Origin of the sequence: Myxosarcina sp. GI1 (assembly GCF_000756305.1) — a bacterium.
GTDB lineage: Bacteria > Cyanobacteriota > Cyanobacteriia > Cyanobacteriales > Xenococcaceae > Myxosarcina.
In genome coordinates this window covers 19664-37370 of the sequence record NZ_JRFE01000011.1, presented here as the reverse complement: position 1 = coordinate 37370, position 17707 = coordinate 19664, and the positions used below count along the sequence as shown (strand labels likewise).

Below are 17707 nucleotides of genomic sequence, written 5' to 3'. Positions count from 1 at the left end.
GGATGGGAGAACTAGACGACTAAGGGACGGTTTTAGTAAAGTGAAATCTCCCAGTCTCCCAGTCTCCTCTGCTCCTGGTATTAATCTATTTACCAGGAGTTTTTTTTGGCAATCTGGAAACTTAAGAATCGAGCGATCGGTCTATATTTTTTAGCTTTTATCGATTATTCTGAAGCTAGTAATCTCGATCTAAAGCGCAAAAATAACAAAAATTCCCGCTTTTGGATAAGCTAGTTAAGGATATCTAGCTTAGTGCGTCGGATTGTGAAGCAGTCTGGAGACTGTTGGTTTTGCAATCGGAGATGCAGTAATTCCACTGGGTGGCAGAGAGAGGAAACGATTGAGCAAGTACATAACCCCGATCGAACGATTGAGAGCGCAAGTAGCCAAACAGCCTGATTCTAAGGCGTTTACTTTCCTTGCTGATAGCGAAACCGAATTGGATAGTCTGACCTATCAACAACTAGACGAACGTGCCAGAGCGATCGCCGCTAGTTTACAAGGGTATAATGCTTTAGGCGAACGAGCGTTATTACTCTATCAACCAGGACTAGAATTTATTACCGCTTTCTTAGGCTGTCTCTATGCAGGAGTAGTAGTGGTACCTGCTTACCCTCCAAGAGGCGATCGCTCAATAGATCGGCTGTTAGTAATTGCCCGCGATGCCCAGGCAAAATTTGCTCTAACTACTCAAGATTGGCAAGATTCAATTGAAAATAAATTTAAAATAGAAGCACCGCAGCAACAGTTACAGTTTATCGCTACCGATGCAGTTAGCAGCGATCGCGCTACAGAATGGCAATGGTTCTCGCTTCAAGCAGACGATCTGGCTTTCTTGCAATATACCAGCGGTTCTACAGGCAAACCTAAAGGGGTAATAGTCAGTCATGGCAACATCATGGCTAACTCGTTATCGATCAATCGCTGCTTTCAAAATCGCGCCGACCAAACGGGGCTTTCCTGGCTGCCTCCCTACCACGACATGGGGCTAATTGGCGGTATTATTCAACCTTTATATGCAGGAATGTCAATGTATTTGATGGCTCCTGTAACTTTTCTCCAGCGTCCCTATCGCTGGCTAAAAACTATCTCTAACTATCGTATTAGCTTTAGCGGTGGACCCAATTTTGCTTACGATTTGTGTGTCGATCGCGTCAAACCAGAACAACTGGACACGCTCGATCTTAGCTGTTGGGAACTGGCTTTTTCTGGTGCCGAACCCGTACGCGCTGCAACTATAGAACGTTTTGCTCTTTATTTTCAAAGCTCTGGTTTTCGTAAAGAGGCTTTTTATCCCTGCTACGGCATGGCAGAATCGACGCTAATTATTACAGGGGGAGATAAGGCAGCAGCACCGATTGTCAGGTCTTTTGACAGCAAGGCAATTGAAGAAGACCGCGCTATTAAAGCTAAAGATGATAACAATGCTACCAGTTTAGTTAGTAGTGGTCGTAATATATCAGGACAAACTTTGGCGATCGTCGATCCTCATAGTCTCGAAAAATGCCAAGATGGTGAAATTGGCGAAATATGGGCGAAAAGCGATAGTGTTGCCAGAGGTTATTGGCAGCAAGAAGAATTAACCGCAGCCTGTTTTCAAGCGGAAATTGCCGATACTAATGAAAGTGGTTTTTTACGTACTGGCGATCTGGGTTTTCTTCAGGATGGAGAACTATTTGTTACGGGACGCTTAAAAGATTTAATTATTATTCGCGGACGCAATTATTATCCTCAAGACATCGAATTAACGGTAGATAAGGCTCATGAAGCTGTGCGTTCTGGTAATTGTGCGGCATTTGCAGTTGAAGTAACAGGAACGGAAAAGTTAGTTATTACCACCGAAGTCGGGCGGACTTATCTACGAAAGCTAGATCCCCAAGGTATATCTAAAGCAATTCGTCAGGCGATCGCCCAACACCACGAACTCCAGGTTGCAGAGATTGTTTTACTTAAAACTGGCAGCATTCCTAAAACTTCTAGCGGTAAAATCAAACGTCACGCTTGTAAGACGGGATTTTTGCAAGGAACGCTTAATGTAGTCGGAGAGTGGAAATCTACAGTTAAGGAAAGTTCTTCAGTTACCGTTAGTCCTCATTTTGGCAATCGCCAGACAGAAATTATTAACTGGTTGGTCGATAACATCGCTCAAACTCTAGGTGTAGCTGCAACAGAAATCGAGCTTAGCGAACCTCTAGCTAATTCTGGTCTGAGTTCGCTCCAGGCAGTTCAACTGTCGGCAGATCTAGAAGACTGGTTGGGAGTTAGTCTATCGCCCACTTTAGTCTATGACTATTCTACTATTACTCAGCTAGCTAAGTATCTTTCGGAATTAGCTAATCCACAGTTTAATTCTCAACCGCAGATCGAGCGTACTGCTCCCCGACTCGATGCTCCCATTGCCATCATTGGTATGGACTGCCGTTTTCCTGGGGCAAATAACCCCAATGAATTTTGGCAACTGCTAAAAGATGGCAAAGATGCCATTACCAAAGGCGATCGCTGGTCGGAAGATAGCTGGGGTGGCTTTATCAAAGATGTAGACAAATTCGACCCACAGTTTTTTGGCATTACCCCCCGTGAAACTCAACGCATGGATCCCCAACAGCGATTTTTGCTGGAGGTATGTTGGTCGGCATTAGAAAATGCGGCGATCGCGCCTCAGAGTCTGGCTGGTAGCAAAACAGGCGTGTTTATTGGTGCTAGCAGTAGCGACTATTCCCAATTACAGTTTCACTATGGCACCGAGTTTGATGCCTATGGCGGTACGGGAAATGCTCACAGCATTGCCGCCAATCGGATTTCTTATACCTTAGATTTACGAGGACCTTCTCTGGCAATAGATACTGCCTGTTCTTCATCTTTAGTGGCGGTGCATTTGGCCAGCCAAAGCTTGAAAAACGGTGAATGCGATCGCGCCATCGTTGGGGGTGTCAACCTCATGCTGTCTCCCGAACTGACCGAAACCTTTTCTAAAGCGGGCATGATGGCAGCAGACGGACGCTGCAAAACTTTCGATGCTTCGGCAGATGGTTACGTGCGTGGTGAAGGCTGTGGTGTAGTAATTCTCAAGCGTTTAGATGAGGCGCTCGCCAATGAAGACAGAATTTTGGCGGTAATCAGAGGCTCGGCGATAAATCAAGACGGACGCAGCAACGGTTTGACCGCTCCTAATGGACTGGCACAGCAAGAAGTAATTGCCAGTGCGATCGCCAATGCAGGTATAGAACCAGAAGCTATTAGCTATGTAGAAGCTCACGGAACGGGAACATCTTTAGGAGATCCCATTGAAGTAAATTCTTTAAAAACCGTTTTAGCTAACGACAGGACGCAAACGTGCTATTTGGGTTCGGTAAAAACTAATATCGGACATTTAGAAGCAGCGGCAGGTGTGGCTGGTTTGATTAAAACCGTTCTCTGTATGCAACATCGAGCTATTCCTCCCAACTTACACTTCGAGCAGCTCAATCCTCATATCACTTTAGACGACACGGCTATTTCTATCCCCACTCAGCTACAGCCCTGGCAGACAGAAACTAAAGTAGCTGGGGTAAGCTCCTTTGGCTTTGGAGGAACCAATGCCCATATTATTTTGCAAGAAGCCGAACCAGTAACTCAAAAGCCAAGCAATATAGCAGAACGTCCCCTACACTTACTAAGTTTATCGGCAAAAACAGAATCGGCATTAAAAGACTTGGTGGTGCAGTATGAAGCTTATTTGGCTGCCGATCCTCAAGCTTCTCTGTCAGATATCTGCTATACGGCAAATACGGGCAGATCTCATTTTGACTGGCGGATGGCGATCGCTGCTAAAACCACAGCACAGCTACGGCAAAAACTAGCCGACTATAGACAGGGTAAGTCGGTTACGGGAATAGTCAGCAGCCAAACAAAATCCCATCGTAATAAAATCGCCTTTCTATTTACAGGACAAGGTTCGCAGTATACAGGAATGGGATACGAACTCTATCAGACTCAACCTGTTTTCCGTCAGGCTATAGACCGCTGTGGCGAGATTTTACAACCTTATTTGGATAAACCGTTATTGGAAATAATTTATCCTTTTAAAGTCAAAAGTCAAAGGTCAAAAGTTAGAAGCGACGAAGAGACGAGGAGACGAAGAGACGGGGAGAAGGCTCTATTAGAGAAATTCCTCAGTCCCCCAGTCCCCCAGTCCCCCAGTCCCGAACAGTCTCCCTCTACCCTAATAAATCAAACTAAATACACCCAACCCGCTTTGTTTGCCGTCGAATATGCCCTGGCGCAAATGTGGCTGTCGTGGGGAATCGTACCCGATTCGGTGATGGGTCACAGTATTGGAGAATATGTCGCTGCAACTATTGCAGGGGTATTTAGTTTAGAAGCTGGACTAAAATTAATTGCCGCTAGAGGCAAATTGATGCAGAGTTTGTCTCAAGAGGGGACGATGTTTGCCGTATTTGCTTCAGAAGAATTAGTTGCCGAAGCGATCGCGCCATTTCCAGAGCTTGCCATTGCGGCAATTAATGGCGATCGCAATACGGTGATTTCAGGAGATGAAGCAACCGTAGCCAAAGTTATTGCCAAACTAAGCGAACAGGGAATTAAAAGCAAACAGTTAAAAGTCTCTCACGCTTTTCACTCGCCGTTGATGCGTCCGATTTTAAGAGATTTTGAGTCGGTAGCGCGAGAAATAGATTATCAAATTCCCCAATTAAAGTTAATTTCCAACGTTACGGGAAAAATAGCTACACCAGCAATAGCTACGCCAGAATATTGGGTCGATCACATTGTGGCATCAGTTCAGTTCGATCGCAGCATTAAGCTGTTAGCTAAAGATTACAATGTCTTTTTAGAAATCGGTGCCAAACCAATTTTGTCGGGAATGGGACGCTTGGCATTAGCTGGCGATAAAGAAACTCTTGTCTGGCTGCCGAGTTTGCGTCCTAAAAAAGCCGACTGGCAACAAATTATCCAAAGTTTGGCTACATTATACAGTCGTGGTGTTGAAGTTGATTGGCAGAGTTTCGATCGCGATTACTCTAGAACTAAGATAAGTTTACCCACCTATCCTTTTCAACGTCAGAGTTACTGGTTGGAAAAAACAGCAGCAAACAACTCGGTTCGCTCTCGCTTGCAAGTAGCTCGAACTCAAAATAATGCTGCTGCAAAAACACCAGACTTCTATCAAATCCAATGGCAGCTAAAAAATGAACTAATTAATAACGACAATTTGATAAGTAATCTAGCTAAACAATGGCTGATATTTAGCGATCGCCAAGGAATAGGCGCGAAAATTGCCAGAGAACTAGAAGCAAGAGACAAAGGCTGTTTAATAGTCGAGCGGCATGATACAAAATCAATTGAAGAAATAGTCGAAAACTGCTCGGATTTGGGAGGAATAATTTATTTATGGGGAATAGATCGAGATAATTTAGACCTTTCAGCAGCAAACGAACCTTGGAAAACAAACTGTAACGGCTTGCTAGAGCTAATTGGCGAACTAACACGACAAGAAATAATCGTGCCTATTTGGTTGACCACTCAAGAAACCTGGGCAATTGACAATAAGATCGAGGTCGGGGCAATTGCTGCTAGTGCTATGTGGGGAATGGCTCAGGCGATCGCTATAGAGCATCCCGAATATTGGGGCGGTATTGTCGATCTCTCTGCCGAAGTTACAGACATAGAGGTTAGCAATTTAATTTCTCTTATCGCCAATAAGCAACAGGAAGATCGACTGGCTTTAAGAGGCGATGGTGTTTATGTTTCTCGTTTGGTCAAATCTCAACTACCAGCAAGTAACAATCTGCAAATTACTCCAGATTCAGCTTATTTAATTACTGGTGGTTTGGGTGCATTGGGTTTACAACTAGCCCAATGGTTGGCAAATAAGGGAGCAAAATATTTAATTCTAGCTGGCAGAAGCGAACCTTCACCTAAAGCGATCGAGGTAATTGCAGAACTTACCGAAAATGGCGTAACCGTGCGGCAGGTTAAAGCCGATGTAACTGAGCTTGCAGATATCGAGCCAATAGTTAAGCTAGATTGGGATTTGCCTACTGTTCCCCAACTAAAAGGCATTATCCACGCTGCAGGCTTACTCGACGACGCGGCTTTACAAAATCAAACCTGGGATAAATTTAAAAAAGTTATCGCTCCTAAAGTTATTGGTGCCTGGAATCTGCATCTAGCTACTAAAGAGCTATCCTTAGATTTCTTCGTCATGTGTTCTTCGGTGGCTTCGTTAGTAGGTTCGCCAGGACAGAGTAACTATACTGTAGCCAATGCAGGTTTAGATGCGATCGCTCGTTATCGTCACAGTCAAAATTTACCTGCTTTAAGTATCAACTGGGGACCTTGGGCAGATGCAGGCATGGCAGTAGAGCGAGGCTTTAGCCAGTCGGGATTCGCGCTTATTAGTTCGCAGCAGGGACTGGCAGCTTTAGAAAGACTAATCGGCAACAACTTGGCGCAAGTAGGTGTGGTTTCCGCCGACTGGAACCGTTTGAGCCAGCAGTTTAGTTATTTGCGACAGTCAAATTATTTTGCCAAACTGTTAGACAAAACGATCGCCAAAGAGGAAACAGAAAAGTCAGATAGAGTTTTTAAAGAACTGCTGGCTATTCCTAACGAGCAAAGAAAAGCCTATTTAATAGACTATTTGCGACGGGCGATCGCAAAAATTTTACAGATAGAGCCAGAAAATCTTAACGTCACTGCCAGCTTGCTCGACATAGGTATGGATTCGTTAATGGTTATGGAAGCGGTTTCGCGCTTGAAAACCGACTTACAGCTAATGCTGTACCCTAGAGAAGTTTACGAACATCCTAAGATAGAGAGTTTGGCAGCCTATTTAGCGGCAGAATTTAGCAAAACTCACGCTAACACAAAATCTGTGCTGCAAGTATCCTCTAGCCGCCCAATTGCTAAAGCTTCCACATCACCCCTTACTCAACCAATTGCCTTTATTCTCTCTAGTCCCCGTTCTGGTTCGACGCTGCTGCGTGTCATGCTGGCAGGTCATCCTCTACTTGCTTCGCCTCCCGAACTGCACCTGTTACCCTTTGAAACCATGCAGGAACGAGAGCGAGAATTGGGAGTTTCGCAGTTGGGAGAAGGCTTGACTAGAGCTTTGATGGCTCTGAAAAATATCGATGCTGCCGAGAGTCAAGAACTAGTTAGCAGATTGGTTAGTAAAAATTTGTCGATTGAAGAAGTCTATCAACTGCTACAACAGCTAGCGGGCGATCGCCTAATAATTGATAAATCTCCTACCTACGCCAGCAAAAAAGCAACTTTAGAAAGAGCCGAAAATCTCTTTACCAATGCCAAATACATCCATTTGGTTCGTCATCCCTACGCCGTAATCGAATCTTTTGCGCGGATGCGGATGGATAAATTAATCGGTGCCAAAAATAGCGATCCCTACTCATTGGCAGAATCAATTTGGCGAGAAAGCAATCAAAACATTTTTGAATTCTGTAGCGAACTAGATTCTAGTCGTCATTACCTAGTGCGGTATGAAGAATTGGTCAGCTATCCCCAGGAAGTAATGGAGGAAATTTGTAATTTCTTAGAAGTTCCCTTCAACCCTGCTGTGTTGACTCCCTATCGGGGCGATCGCATGACGGATGGTGTTTATAATAACTCTCTGTCGTTAGGAGATCCCAACTTTAGCAACCGCCAACAAATAGAAGCCAAACTAGCTTCTACCTGGCAAGAAATTGAGTTACCCTCGCTGTTAGGCACCTACACCCAACAAATTGCCCGTCAACTCAACTACCAATTGCCACAGGAAAGGGATTTTGATGCCGATCTGCCCATGCAGGAAATTTTACTTAATATTCGTGGCTTKCGAATTTGCCTCTGTATGTGGGGACCAGAGGAAGGACCGATCGTCCTCTGTCTACACGGGATTTTAGAACAAGGCGCGGCATGGTCGGAAGTAGCCATTCGCCTGGCACAAAAAGGCTATCGCGTAATTGCCCCCGATTTACGCGGACACGGCAGAAGCGATCGCGTCGGCAAAGGAGGTTCTTATAACCTGGTAGACTTCTTGAGCGACATTGATGCGATCGCTGAAAACTTAGCAGGAAAAGCTTTTACTTTAGTCGGTCATTCTTTAGGTTCGGTAGTTGCAGCAATTTTTGCCGCAATTCGCCCGCAAAGAATTAAAAACATCGTCTTGGTAGAAACAATTTTACCAACAGTTTCTGACGATGAAGATGCCGTCGAACAGTTGGCTACTCAGCTAGATTATTTGGCATCGCCTCCCGAACATCCAGTTTTTGCCAACGTCGAAGCAGCAGCAGAGCGTTTGCGACAGGCTACCCCCGCACTTTCTAAATCTCTAGCAATGTTACTGGCAGAACGCATCACCGAACCCTGTGAAGGAGGAGTAAGATGGCGTTGGGAACCTCTACTGAGAACTAGAGCGGGTATTGGCTTTAACGGTATCGGGCGATCGCGCTATCTTAACTTACTTAAAAAAATCAAAATCCCCATTACTCTGGTTTATGGAGACAAAAGTAATTTCAATCGCAGCGAAGACTTGTCGGCACAACAAAACGCCATGCCCTCTGCTGAAAAAGTAATTTTGTCTGGAGGACACAATTTACCTGTAGAAACGCCATCGGCTCTCGCCAAAATTATTAGTGGTGCTGTAGCTATAACTAACAAGCTGATTCCCTAAACTTCGATCGAAAAAGTCAGAAAGTCAGAAAGTCTGATTTAATCGGTTAATTTGTATAGTATTACAAGATTCATGAGAAACTATGATTAAGCAAATGCTTATTGACTCAGCTTAATGAATTCCGAGAAAGTTCTAAAAACAGTAGAACGACTATTACAAAAATCACTCAGTCATATCGAACGAAGAGTGTTACTTTTGTCTTGGGAAGGTCAATCATATAAAGACATCGAAAAAAGCACTGGTTATGTAATTGGTTATCTGCGAGATGTTGGATCTGGGTTGTGGAAAGAACTTTCCGAAATATTAAACCAAAGAGTAACCAAAAAAAATTTATCTTTGATTTTAGAAAGATTAGAAAACGATTACGCATCCGCGTACCCTTCGGATCGCAATTTGGCGCGATCGCCCGATGTTAAACTTCAAGCAGACATTACCAACCATAAACAAGAAACTATTGACCCTTCAGAAGCTCTGAGTTTCCCAAGTGCGCCAGTTCCTTTTAATTCTTGCTTCTATATCAAACGACCTCCCTGTGAAGAATTAGCATTTGCTGAAATTGCGCGACAGGGTTGTTTGCTGCGGATTAAAGCACCCCAGAAAATGGGCAAAAGTTCTCTACTAAATCAGATTATCGCTCATGCTGACAGCTTGGATTATCAAATTGCTTATTTAGATTTTAAAGATGCTGAAGAAACGGTTTTTACTTCTATAGAGCCTTTGCTGCAATGGTTCTGTATCTCTGTTAGCCAGCAGTTGGGTCTTCCTCACAATTTAAATTACTATTGGGATGAAGATATAGGCTACAAGATAAGTTGCAAAATCTTTTTAGAAAATCATATCTTAGAAAATACCAAACGCCCCTTAGTTTTAGCAATTAACGAACTCAATCGAGTTTTCGAGCATCCTCAAACTGCTGTAGACTTTTTACCATTATTACGCTCTTTTCACGAACAGTCTCGACGCAGTAAGGCCTGGCAAAAATTACGCCTGGTTCTGGTTTACTCTACAGAGATCTATGTTCCCTGTAAAATAGATCGCTCTCCTTTTAATGTGGGATTATTCTTAAAATTGCCTCAGTTTAACGAGGTACAGATTTTAGAATTAGCTGGAAGATATGGGTTGAATTGGCAAATAGAAAAGCAAGTAAGACAGTTGATGTCATTAGTTGGTGGACATCCCTATTTAGTAAACATCGCGCTATATTTTCTCAGTCAAGAAATTATCGAGATGGAACAATTATTACTGGATGCTACTACACCAACTGGTATCTATGCTCAACATTTACACAGTTGTCTAATTCTGCTACAGCAAAATTCTCAGTTACTGTCGGCAATGTACGAGGTAATAAATAGTAACGAACCTGTAAAAATAGATTCTTTAGTTGCCTACAAACTAGCAAGCATAGGTCTGATCGCATTAGATGGTTTCTTGGCTAAACCTAATTGCGAACTATATCGTCTTTATTTTCGCGAAGTTTTACAAGCTAAAAATACAAAAATGAATTGATAGCTTTAACTCGTGTAATTATTAAAAATTACAATAACAGACTATTAGAGAAGAAGCACAATCGCCAATCTTTATGGAGCAATATCAATATCAGGTAGGAGGTAGTTTGGAGGAGAATGCGGTCAGCTATGTCCCAAGAAAAGCCGACCGCGAATTATACCAGCGTTTGCTTCAAGGAGACTGCTGCTGTATTTTAAATTCCCGTCAGATGGGAAAGTCTTCTTTACTGGTGCAAACTTTTCATCGTCTTAAACAACAAGGTTATCGTTGTGCCATTATCGATTTAACTACCGTTGGTAGCGAATTAATAACTCCTTTGCAATGGTATAAAGGTTTAATTGCCCAGATTTATTCAGAGTTGGGTTTGACAAATATTCCTCAGCTTAAAAGTTGGTGGCGCGAACGAGATGATTTTTCCTACTTACAAAGGTTGAGTTGGTTTATCGAGGAATTATTATCAGTTCATTTTCCTACAGAGAGAATATTTATTTTTATTGATGAAGTCGATACTATTCTGAGTCTTGATTTTACTGTCGATGACTTCTTTGCTTTGATACGTTATTGTTACGAACGACGAACGATAAATCCTAATTATCAAAGAATTACTTTTGCTATTTCTGGAGTTGCTACACCTTCCGATTTAATTTGCGATCGCCAGAGAACTCCATTTAACATCGGTCGAGCAATTGTGCTTGATAATTTTAAATCTAGCGAGGTTAAACCCTTACTTACAGGTTTGCAATTTGGTTTTGGCAATCCCGACAAGCTAATGCAAGCTGTTATTAAATGGACGGCAGGACAGCCTTTTTTGACCCAAAAACTGTGTGTCTTAATCGTTTCTGACTCTCAATATGGTTTGAAAATATTTAAAAACTCAGAAAACTCTTATGTAGATAATTTAGTTAACCATAAAATTATTAAAAACTGGGAATCTCAAGACGAACCAGAACACTTAAAAACCATTCGCGATCGCCTTTTACGACAAGAAAAACTTGCAGGAAGATTGTTAGGTATATATCAGCAAATTTTAAGAGGAGAAATAGTTAAGGCGGATGATAGTCGCGAACATATAGAGTTATTCTTGTCGGGATTGATTATTAAAAAGCAAGGAAAACTTGAAGTTAAAAACTCGATCTATCGAGCCATATTCAATTTAGAGTGGGTAAAAGATCGGCTTGAAAATTTACGTCCCTACTCACAAAACTTTCAGGCTTGGATTGATTCGGGACAAATAGATCGCTCTCGATTACTTAAAGGACGAGCTTTACAAGATGGTTTACTTTGGTCGCAGGGCAAAAGTTTGAGCGATTTAGATTATCAATATTTAGCAGCTTCACAGGAAAGCGATCGCCAAGAAATACAGCTAATTCTAAAATCGGAAAAAGCCCAAAGAATTAAGGCACAACTGACTGAAGAGAAAAACAAACGCCTACAGGAACAAAAAAATGCTCGATTGCAAAAATTCTTATTATGTGTGGTTAGTATAGCCTTACTTAAAACTTCAGTAATGGGAATCATCTTATATATACAGTATCGCAAAGCAACTTTTGGAGAAATAAAAGCTCTCGTTTCTTCTGCCGAAAGTTTATTTAATTCAAACAGACGTTTTGATGCTTTAGTAGCAGCGATAAAGGCTTATTCAAAGCTCGATCGAATTAATGTAAATGATGATAAATTAAAAAGTGCAGTCGATCGCGTACTTAAAAAAACTGTCTCTGCTGAAACAGAATCTAGTCGTCTTTCAAGATTCAATCGAGGCTTTCCTGCTATTACTTTTAGCCCAGATGGACAAACAATTGCTACAGAAAGTTTGTTTGATGAAATTAAACTCTGGCAAGGAAGTAGTACTTTACAAACGACACTTGCAGAATATAGCGATCGCATTCTGTTTTTAATTTTTAGTCCCGATGCCAAATTCTCAATTTCCAGTAGTGATGACCAAACGATCGCCACTTGGAACTCGGATCTGGTTCTCGATTCAGAATTAGTTTATCAGCAAGGTTGCGATTTAGTTAGAAATTATTTAAAAAATAATGCAGAAGTCAAACCAAGCGATCGCAGTGTATGTAATGAGAAATAAAAAGTATTTTTGTATAGTTTGAGCGGCAATAGTTTGCTTATAGAAGCGATAATTTTAGATTGATTTTATCTAGAGTCGTTTCAATTGATTTTAGTACAGTTTAATTTGTTTGTTCGAAAGATTAGGAATTAAGAAGAATTTATACAAGTTTGATTTGTATCATTATTTTTTGAAATGACTATATGTCAAATATTTGCGTAGTTTGGTAAAAACAAACTCAACCAAGCTAACTATTAAACATAAAAAGTCATAAAGTCATAAAATAAGTTTTTGTTTGATAAAAATACTCGCTAGCGTTCAAATGTAAGAAAATATAAAAACAGATCGAAATAAACTCTTAAGTGTAGTAATCTGAGATCGATTGCATTTAAATACGTACTAAAACAAATAAAGTCATAGTGCTTGATTCAAAAATAGATAAAAATTTTAGCTTTTAAAGATCGAAAAAATCAAAAGTTTATCTATAATGCAAATAAAGCGTTATAAGTTTTAAACGACAGCAAGAATATTTTTTAGGTGCTTTTTTATTAGTAATTTATATTAAATTGCCCAAAGAAATATATTCGATTGTCAAAACCACTAACGATTATGCAGCTTCGATTTTCATAACTAAAACTAAGTACTTTGAAGCTATTCGCTATAACCCAAGCTAACCAATTTTTGGATGGCTATGTTTTCTATGCTTAGAAATATATTTTCTTTCTTTAAACAAAGGAAGCCCAAACAAATGAATAATCGCTCTTCTGATAATATTTCTAAAGTCGATCTGGTTATTGTTATCGATACCAGTCCATCGATGAAAGATGAAGCCCAAGCTTTAAGTCAAGCAGCGACAACGGCAATTGATACCGCTAAATCTAGCTGTCCTTCCAATCTAAAAGTAACTTGGCTGGGAATAGAGGGAATTTGGAAAGGAACGAATTTCGATCGAACTGTTAGAGCCTATCTAACTGAAGAATGCCAAGTTTCTGAATCTTCGTTTAGAAGCAGAAAGCGCGGCGAATTAAAATCGGCTGGCGCACAAGAAGATGGCGCACGAGTTGTTGAAGATCTTACAGATTACTTTAACTGGCGTGAGGGTGCGGCAAAAGCTATCTTTTATCTGGGTGACGAAGCTTTAGAAGGAGGAGGCGCGAAAACCGAACGAGGAGATATTGAAGCGGCAAATATTGCCATACAAAAAGCCCAAGCCGAGGGAGTTACGGTTCATACCTACTTTGGTACTTCTAAGAGCAAACATCGTCAGGGAATTGCCTCCGAATATGCCAGACTAGCTACCGATACAGGAGGACAAGCATTCACCGATAAGGATACTCTCCAAGGCTTTAGTAAGGTTTTAGAAAAAGTTATTTGCGGCAGTCGTACCAAAGCAGATACCGCCAAACTTCAGCTTGGAACAGTATACGTTCAAGACTGTATCTCAGGAAAAGTCAGCAACTTATACACTCTAGATCTCAACACGGGTCGGGCTACTGTAGTTGGTAATATAGCTAAAGATGTTTGCGATTTGGCTATGGTAGGTTCGCAACTATACGGACTAAACCAACAACAGGGCAGCAAAACTACTCAATTAGTAAAGATCGATCGCGCTATAGGAAAAACCACAAAAGTTGGCGAGATTGGCTTTAATGTCGTCGGCTTGGCATATAATACACAGCGCGATACGCTTTACGCTTCAGCCGCCAAACAGCTAATTGCGATCGACTTGAAAACGGGCAAAGGTAAACCCGCAGTAACCGTAAGTAACAACGAGCTTAGCTGTGGAGAAGTTGCTTTCGATCGCACGGGTCGAGCTTATATTAGCTTAATCGGAGCGGACAAAAAGAAACTACTGGCAAGTTGCGATCTAGACAGCGGCAAAGTCAATATTATCGGCGATATTGGCTTTCCCGACCTTGCCAGTATGGAGTTTGTTAACAATACTCTTTACGGCGTAACGGGCAATTTTTTCAATCTCGGTAAAGACGGTCGCTTAATTCGCATCGATACTCAGACGGGTAAAGGAACTGTAATTACTAAAACCTCGCCTCTCGGACGTTGGGCGGGAATGACGGTTTACCAACCAGCATTAGTAACCAAAACAGCAGCTACTTCAAACAACATCAATCAAAAACAAATTACAGCAGAGGAAAATATGCAGCTATTAACTATCGACACCAAAAATAACTGTTACGTTATCGATCCCAACGGCATGAACGATCTACAGCTAAATGTTGCTAGCAAATATACTTTTGAGAAAGGCAACTATGAAGTACAGATTACTAGCGGTCGCTACAGTCATACCGATGAAGGAGGCGAACCCTCTGTCTTACTTTGGATCTATGGAGTTGATGGCAGCACCTTTGTCAATCGGAGTACGGGTTATGAAACGGGTGCAACCTGGACGACTTTAAACGGCTACAGCGATCGCCTGCAATTAGAAGTCAAACAGGAAGCGGTTCTATGCGGGTTATTTTTTGATGTCGGTAATCGCGAACGCAGTGGAGCGATCGAGCTTACTATTAATAGCAATCGTCAGTCCTTCAAACCCCAAAAGTTAACGGTCGATAGTCAACAGAACTGTTACGTCCTCGATGAGAAATACCTTTCTAACCTCAAACAATGGAACGACAACTTTATCGAACTAACACCTGGTAACTACCGCATTAAAATTCGCGAAGGTAACGCCAGCTACTGGTCGAACGAGAAAAAGTTCCAGTTAGAACCTTGGGCATTGCTTTGGCTTAAAGGTGGTAAATTTGTTACCAAACTGACGGGAACCGAAGTAGAGGAAACCTGGTGTTCTTTGAATGGCTTAAAAGATGAATTTATTGTAGAAGTCAAAACCAAAACTACCATATCGGGATTCTTCTTTGATACTTATAAAGAAGACAATGAAGGACAAATTATTCTAGCGGTTGAGTCTGTAGGTGCAGAAGAAATAGCCAAGTATCGCCAGCAAATAACTCAAACCGTGAGTGGCGTAAGCAACCAAGTAGGAACTGCCAGTAGAGGAACTACCAGTGCTAGAGAAGCTCAAATTGGCAGTCAAAGTAGTACGAGAACCAGTAGACAAACTACCGTAGCTACAGCAGGTAGTAGTAACTTTAGCTTCCGCTTCGATGAAGCCCAAATGGAACAAATGTGGCAGCAGATGGCAGCCAAGATCGAAACTTCAGTAACAGTCACCGACGAACAGGATGAGAAAAAAGAAGCTTACTATTGGGACAATTTAGAAAAGTGGATTCTTAAAGGCTACCAAACTCAAGCCAAAGATTTAGCGATGCAGGTGGCGCGGGTCGAGTTTATGATGAAGTCGATCGTGCAGCAGATGGAAGTAAACTTTAACCAAAATTTCCAAGCTTGGTCTGGTTACTTCGATAATCGTTTGGAAGAACTAATCGACACTAGAATGATCGATATGGTGTCAGAACAGGTTAATTTGAAAGTGAGCGATCGCTCTACTGAAATCAAAAACCAGGTAGTTCAACAGCTACAGTCTGACATCGATAAACGGGTTGAGTCGGTAGTCAACCTCAAAATAAGCGATCGCTCTACTGAAATTAAAAATCAGGTAGTTCAACAGCTTCAAGAAGATATCGATCGTCGCATCAATAACGTCGTCAATCTTAAAGTAGAAAATCAATCTCAAGAAATTAACAACCAGGTAGTTCAACAGCTTCAAGAAGATATCGATCGCCGCATCAATAACGCAGTCAATCTCAAAGTAGAAAACCAATCTCAAGAAATTAACAACCAGGTAGTTCAACAACTACAGTCAGATATCGATAAGCGAATTGACTCGGTGGTCAATCTTAAAGTTACCGACCAAACCCCAAATATTAAAAACTTGGTTATTCAACAACTACAGTCAGATGTAGACAAACGCATTGACTCGGTAGTTAACCTAAAACTCGCCGATCGAGCTTCAGAAATTACCAACTCTGTTACCAAACAGCTACAGACGGACATGGACAAGCGGATCGATTCGGCAGTAGATCTAAAATTTGAAGATCGAAGTCAGAATATTAAGAACTCAGTAGTTCAACAGATGCAAACCGACTTAGACCGTCGCATCAATACCGTAGTCGATAGCAAAACCGACAATAACGTCCAGGTAGTAGTTAATAACGTAATCAATAACGTTGACGATCGCATCGATGTCAAACTAGAAAACAAAATTCTCAACTTCCGCGATGATGTGACTTCCATCGTCAAAAACGAGCTAAACCAAAACTACACCGACTCGATTAAAACTACGGTTCTTTCTGATATTAAGAAACAGCAGTTCTTCCTCGATATGCAGACTATTAAAGCCGAGGTTAATAACTTCTACTCGCGCCTGGGACAGTTTGAAACTCAGCTATATTTACGTATCGAACAGGGAGACACTCAGCTTTACAACTGGACGCTAGAACAACTAACCGCCTTACAAGGATGTCTGAGCGATCGCCAAACTCTATCGGAAATGTTCCAGTCTTTTGCTTCTAAGCTTAAAGACGAACTGGATAACGCTCCCTGTGTTCAACCCAGTCGCTTTACTCCTATGAGTGCAAATCTACAACAAACTCAGCTAACTTCGGCAGAACCGCAGCAGCTACCTGGAAGTAACTAAGAAATTAGTAACTGGGAAAAGTATAAAGTATTTGATTTTTGTCTTTTCCCTGTTCACTTCTTAGGACTTCCGCACTTGCTCCCTATATTTTCCAAACTTAGAGGCAAGAAAGCTAAATTAACTAAACCGCTTGAGTCCTATCTTCGTATTTAACATTCCGCAGTCGAACAACTCTCTTTGACAGCAAAGTTTTTCAATAATCATTTATCTTACAAAAGTAATTATGCAGACTAAAATTTCAGCCGAACAGTTTTACGACCAGTTAGCCTCTAATTATGATGCTATACACAAAGACCCTAAAAAAGCTAACGCTCAGCACGTAACCGAAGCAGCGAAAATCTTTCAAAAATATAATAGTTCCCCACGTGGTAGCGTATTAGACTTAGGATGTGGAACGGGTTTGATAAGTGAGTTACTTCAAGGAGAACTCGAATATACGGGAATTGATGTTTCTCAAAAAATGCTCGATATCGCTGCTCAAAGAGGTTATAAAACTATCTACAAATCTATTGAAGACGCTTTACCAGAAATTCCCGACAATTCACATGATTTTGTTTTTGCACTAAGCTGTTTGTGTTTTGTAAGTGACATGAATTCGGTTCTTATGCATCTCAATCGAATTGCACGGCAAACAATTTTATTGAGTCTTGATGATGTTACGCAAGAATTTATACGAAAGGCTCCTACAAAATTTCACTACAATCACTCTCAAGTTGACATTCCCAACACCAAAGAAGATTACTTTATCAAAGGTTGGACATCTCCCACTACGGGTATTACCATCCAAACCAGAATGATTTATATAGAAAAAGCAGCTCGATAAGTAGCTAATTAAAAATTTATGTCTTTAGCTGGA

General features: G+C 41.4%; 5 protein-coding genes. All 5 read left to right on the top strand.

Annotated elements, in window-relative coordinates:
- The first annotated feature begins 340 nt into the window (after positions 1–340).
- The 5 genes from KV40_RS05875 (at position 341) to KV40_RS05855 (ending at position 17674) form a co-directional block, all read left to right on the top strand.
- The gene (locus KV40_RS05875) at positions 341–8671 is read left to right on the top strand and encodes a type I polyketide synthase (RefSeq protein WP_072013783.1); all 8331 of its coding nucleotides are present in this window, start codon (positions 341–343) and stop codon (positions 8669–8671) included.
- 114 nt (positions 8672–8785) lie between these two features.
- Complete coding sequence (locus tag KV40_RS05870) at positions 8786–10177, top strand: AAA-like domain-containing protein (RefSeq protein ID WP_036478871.1); 1392 nt, start codon at positions 8786–8788, stop codon at positions 10175–10177.
- Between the two features lie 73 nt (positions 10178–10250).
- Positions 10251–12257: an AAA-like domain-containing protein gene (locus tag KV40_RS05865; RefSeq protein WP_052055400.1), complete on the top strand. Its 2007-nt coding sequence runs from the start codon at positions 10251–10253 to the stop codon at positions 12255–12257.
- Positions 12258–12984: 727 nt separating this feature from the next.
- On the top strand, positions 12985–16851 hold the full coding sequence (locus tag KV40_RS05860) for a YncE family protein (protein ID WP_036478869.1): 3867 nt from the start codon (positions 12985–12987) through the stop codon (positions 16849–16851).
- Between the two features lie 223 nt (positions 16852–17074).
- Positions 17075–17674, top strand: a complete 600-nt coding sequence (locus KV40_RS05855) for a class I SAM-dependent methyltransferase (RefSeq protein ID WP_036478867.1) — start codon at positions 17075–17077, stop codon at positions 17672–17674.
- Positions 17675–17707: the final 33 nt, after the last annotated feature.

Coding starts and splice junctions, on each gene's coding strand:
- KV40_RS05870 (WP_036478871.1), top strand. CDS start 8,786: ATGAATTCCGAGAAAGTTCTAAAAACAGTAGAACGACTATTACAAAAA.
- KV40_RS05865 (WP_052055400.1), top strand. CDS start 10,251: ATGGAGCAATATCAATATCAGGTAGGAGGTAGTTTGGAGGAGAATGCG.
- KV40_RS05860 (WP_036478869.1), top strand. CDS start 12,985: ATGAATAATCGCTCTTCTGATAATATTTCTAAAGTCGATCTGGTTATT.
- KV40_RS05855 (WP_036478867.1), top strand. CDS start 17,075: ATGCAGACTAAAATTTCAGCCGAACAGTTTTACGACCAGTTAGCCTCT.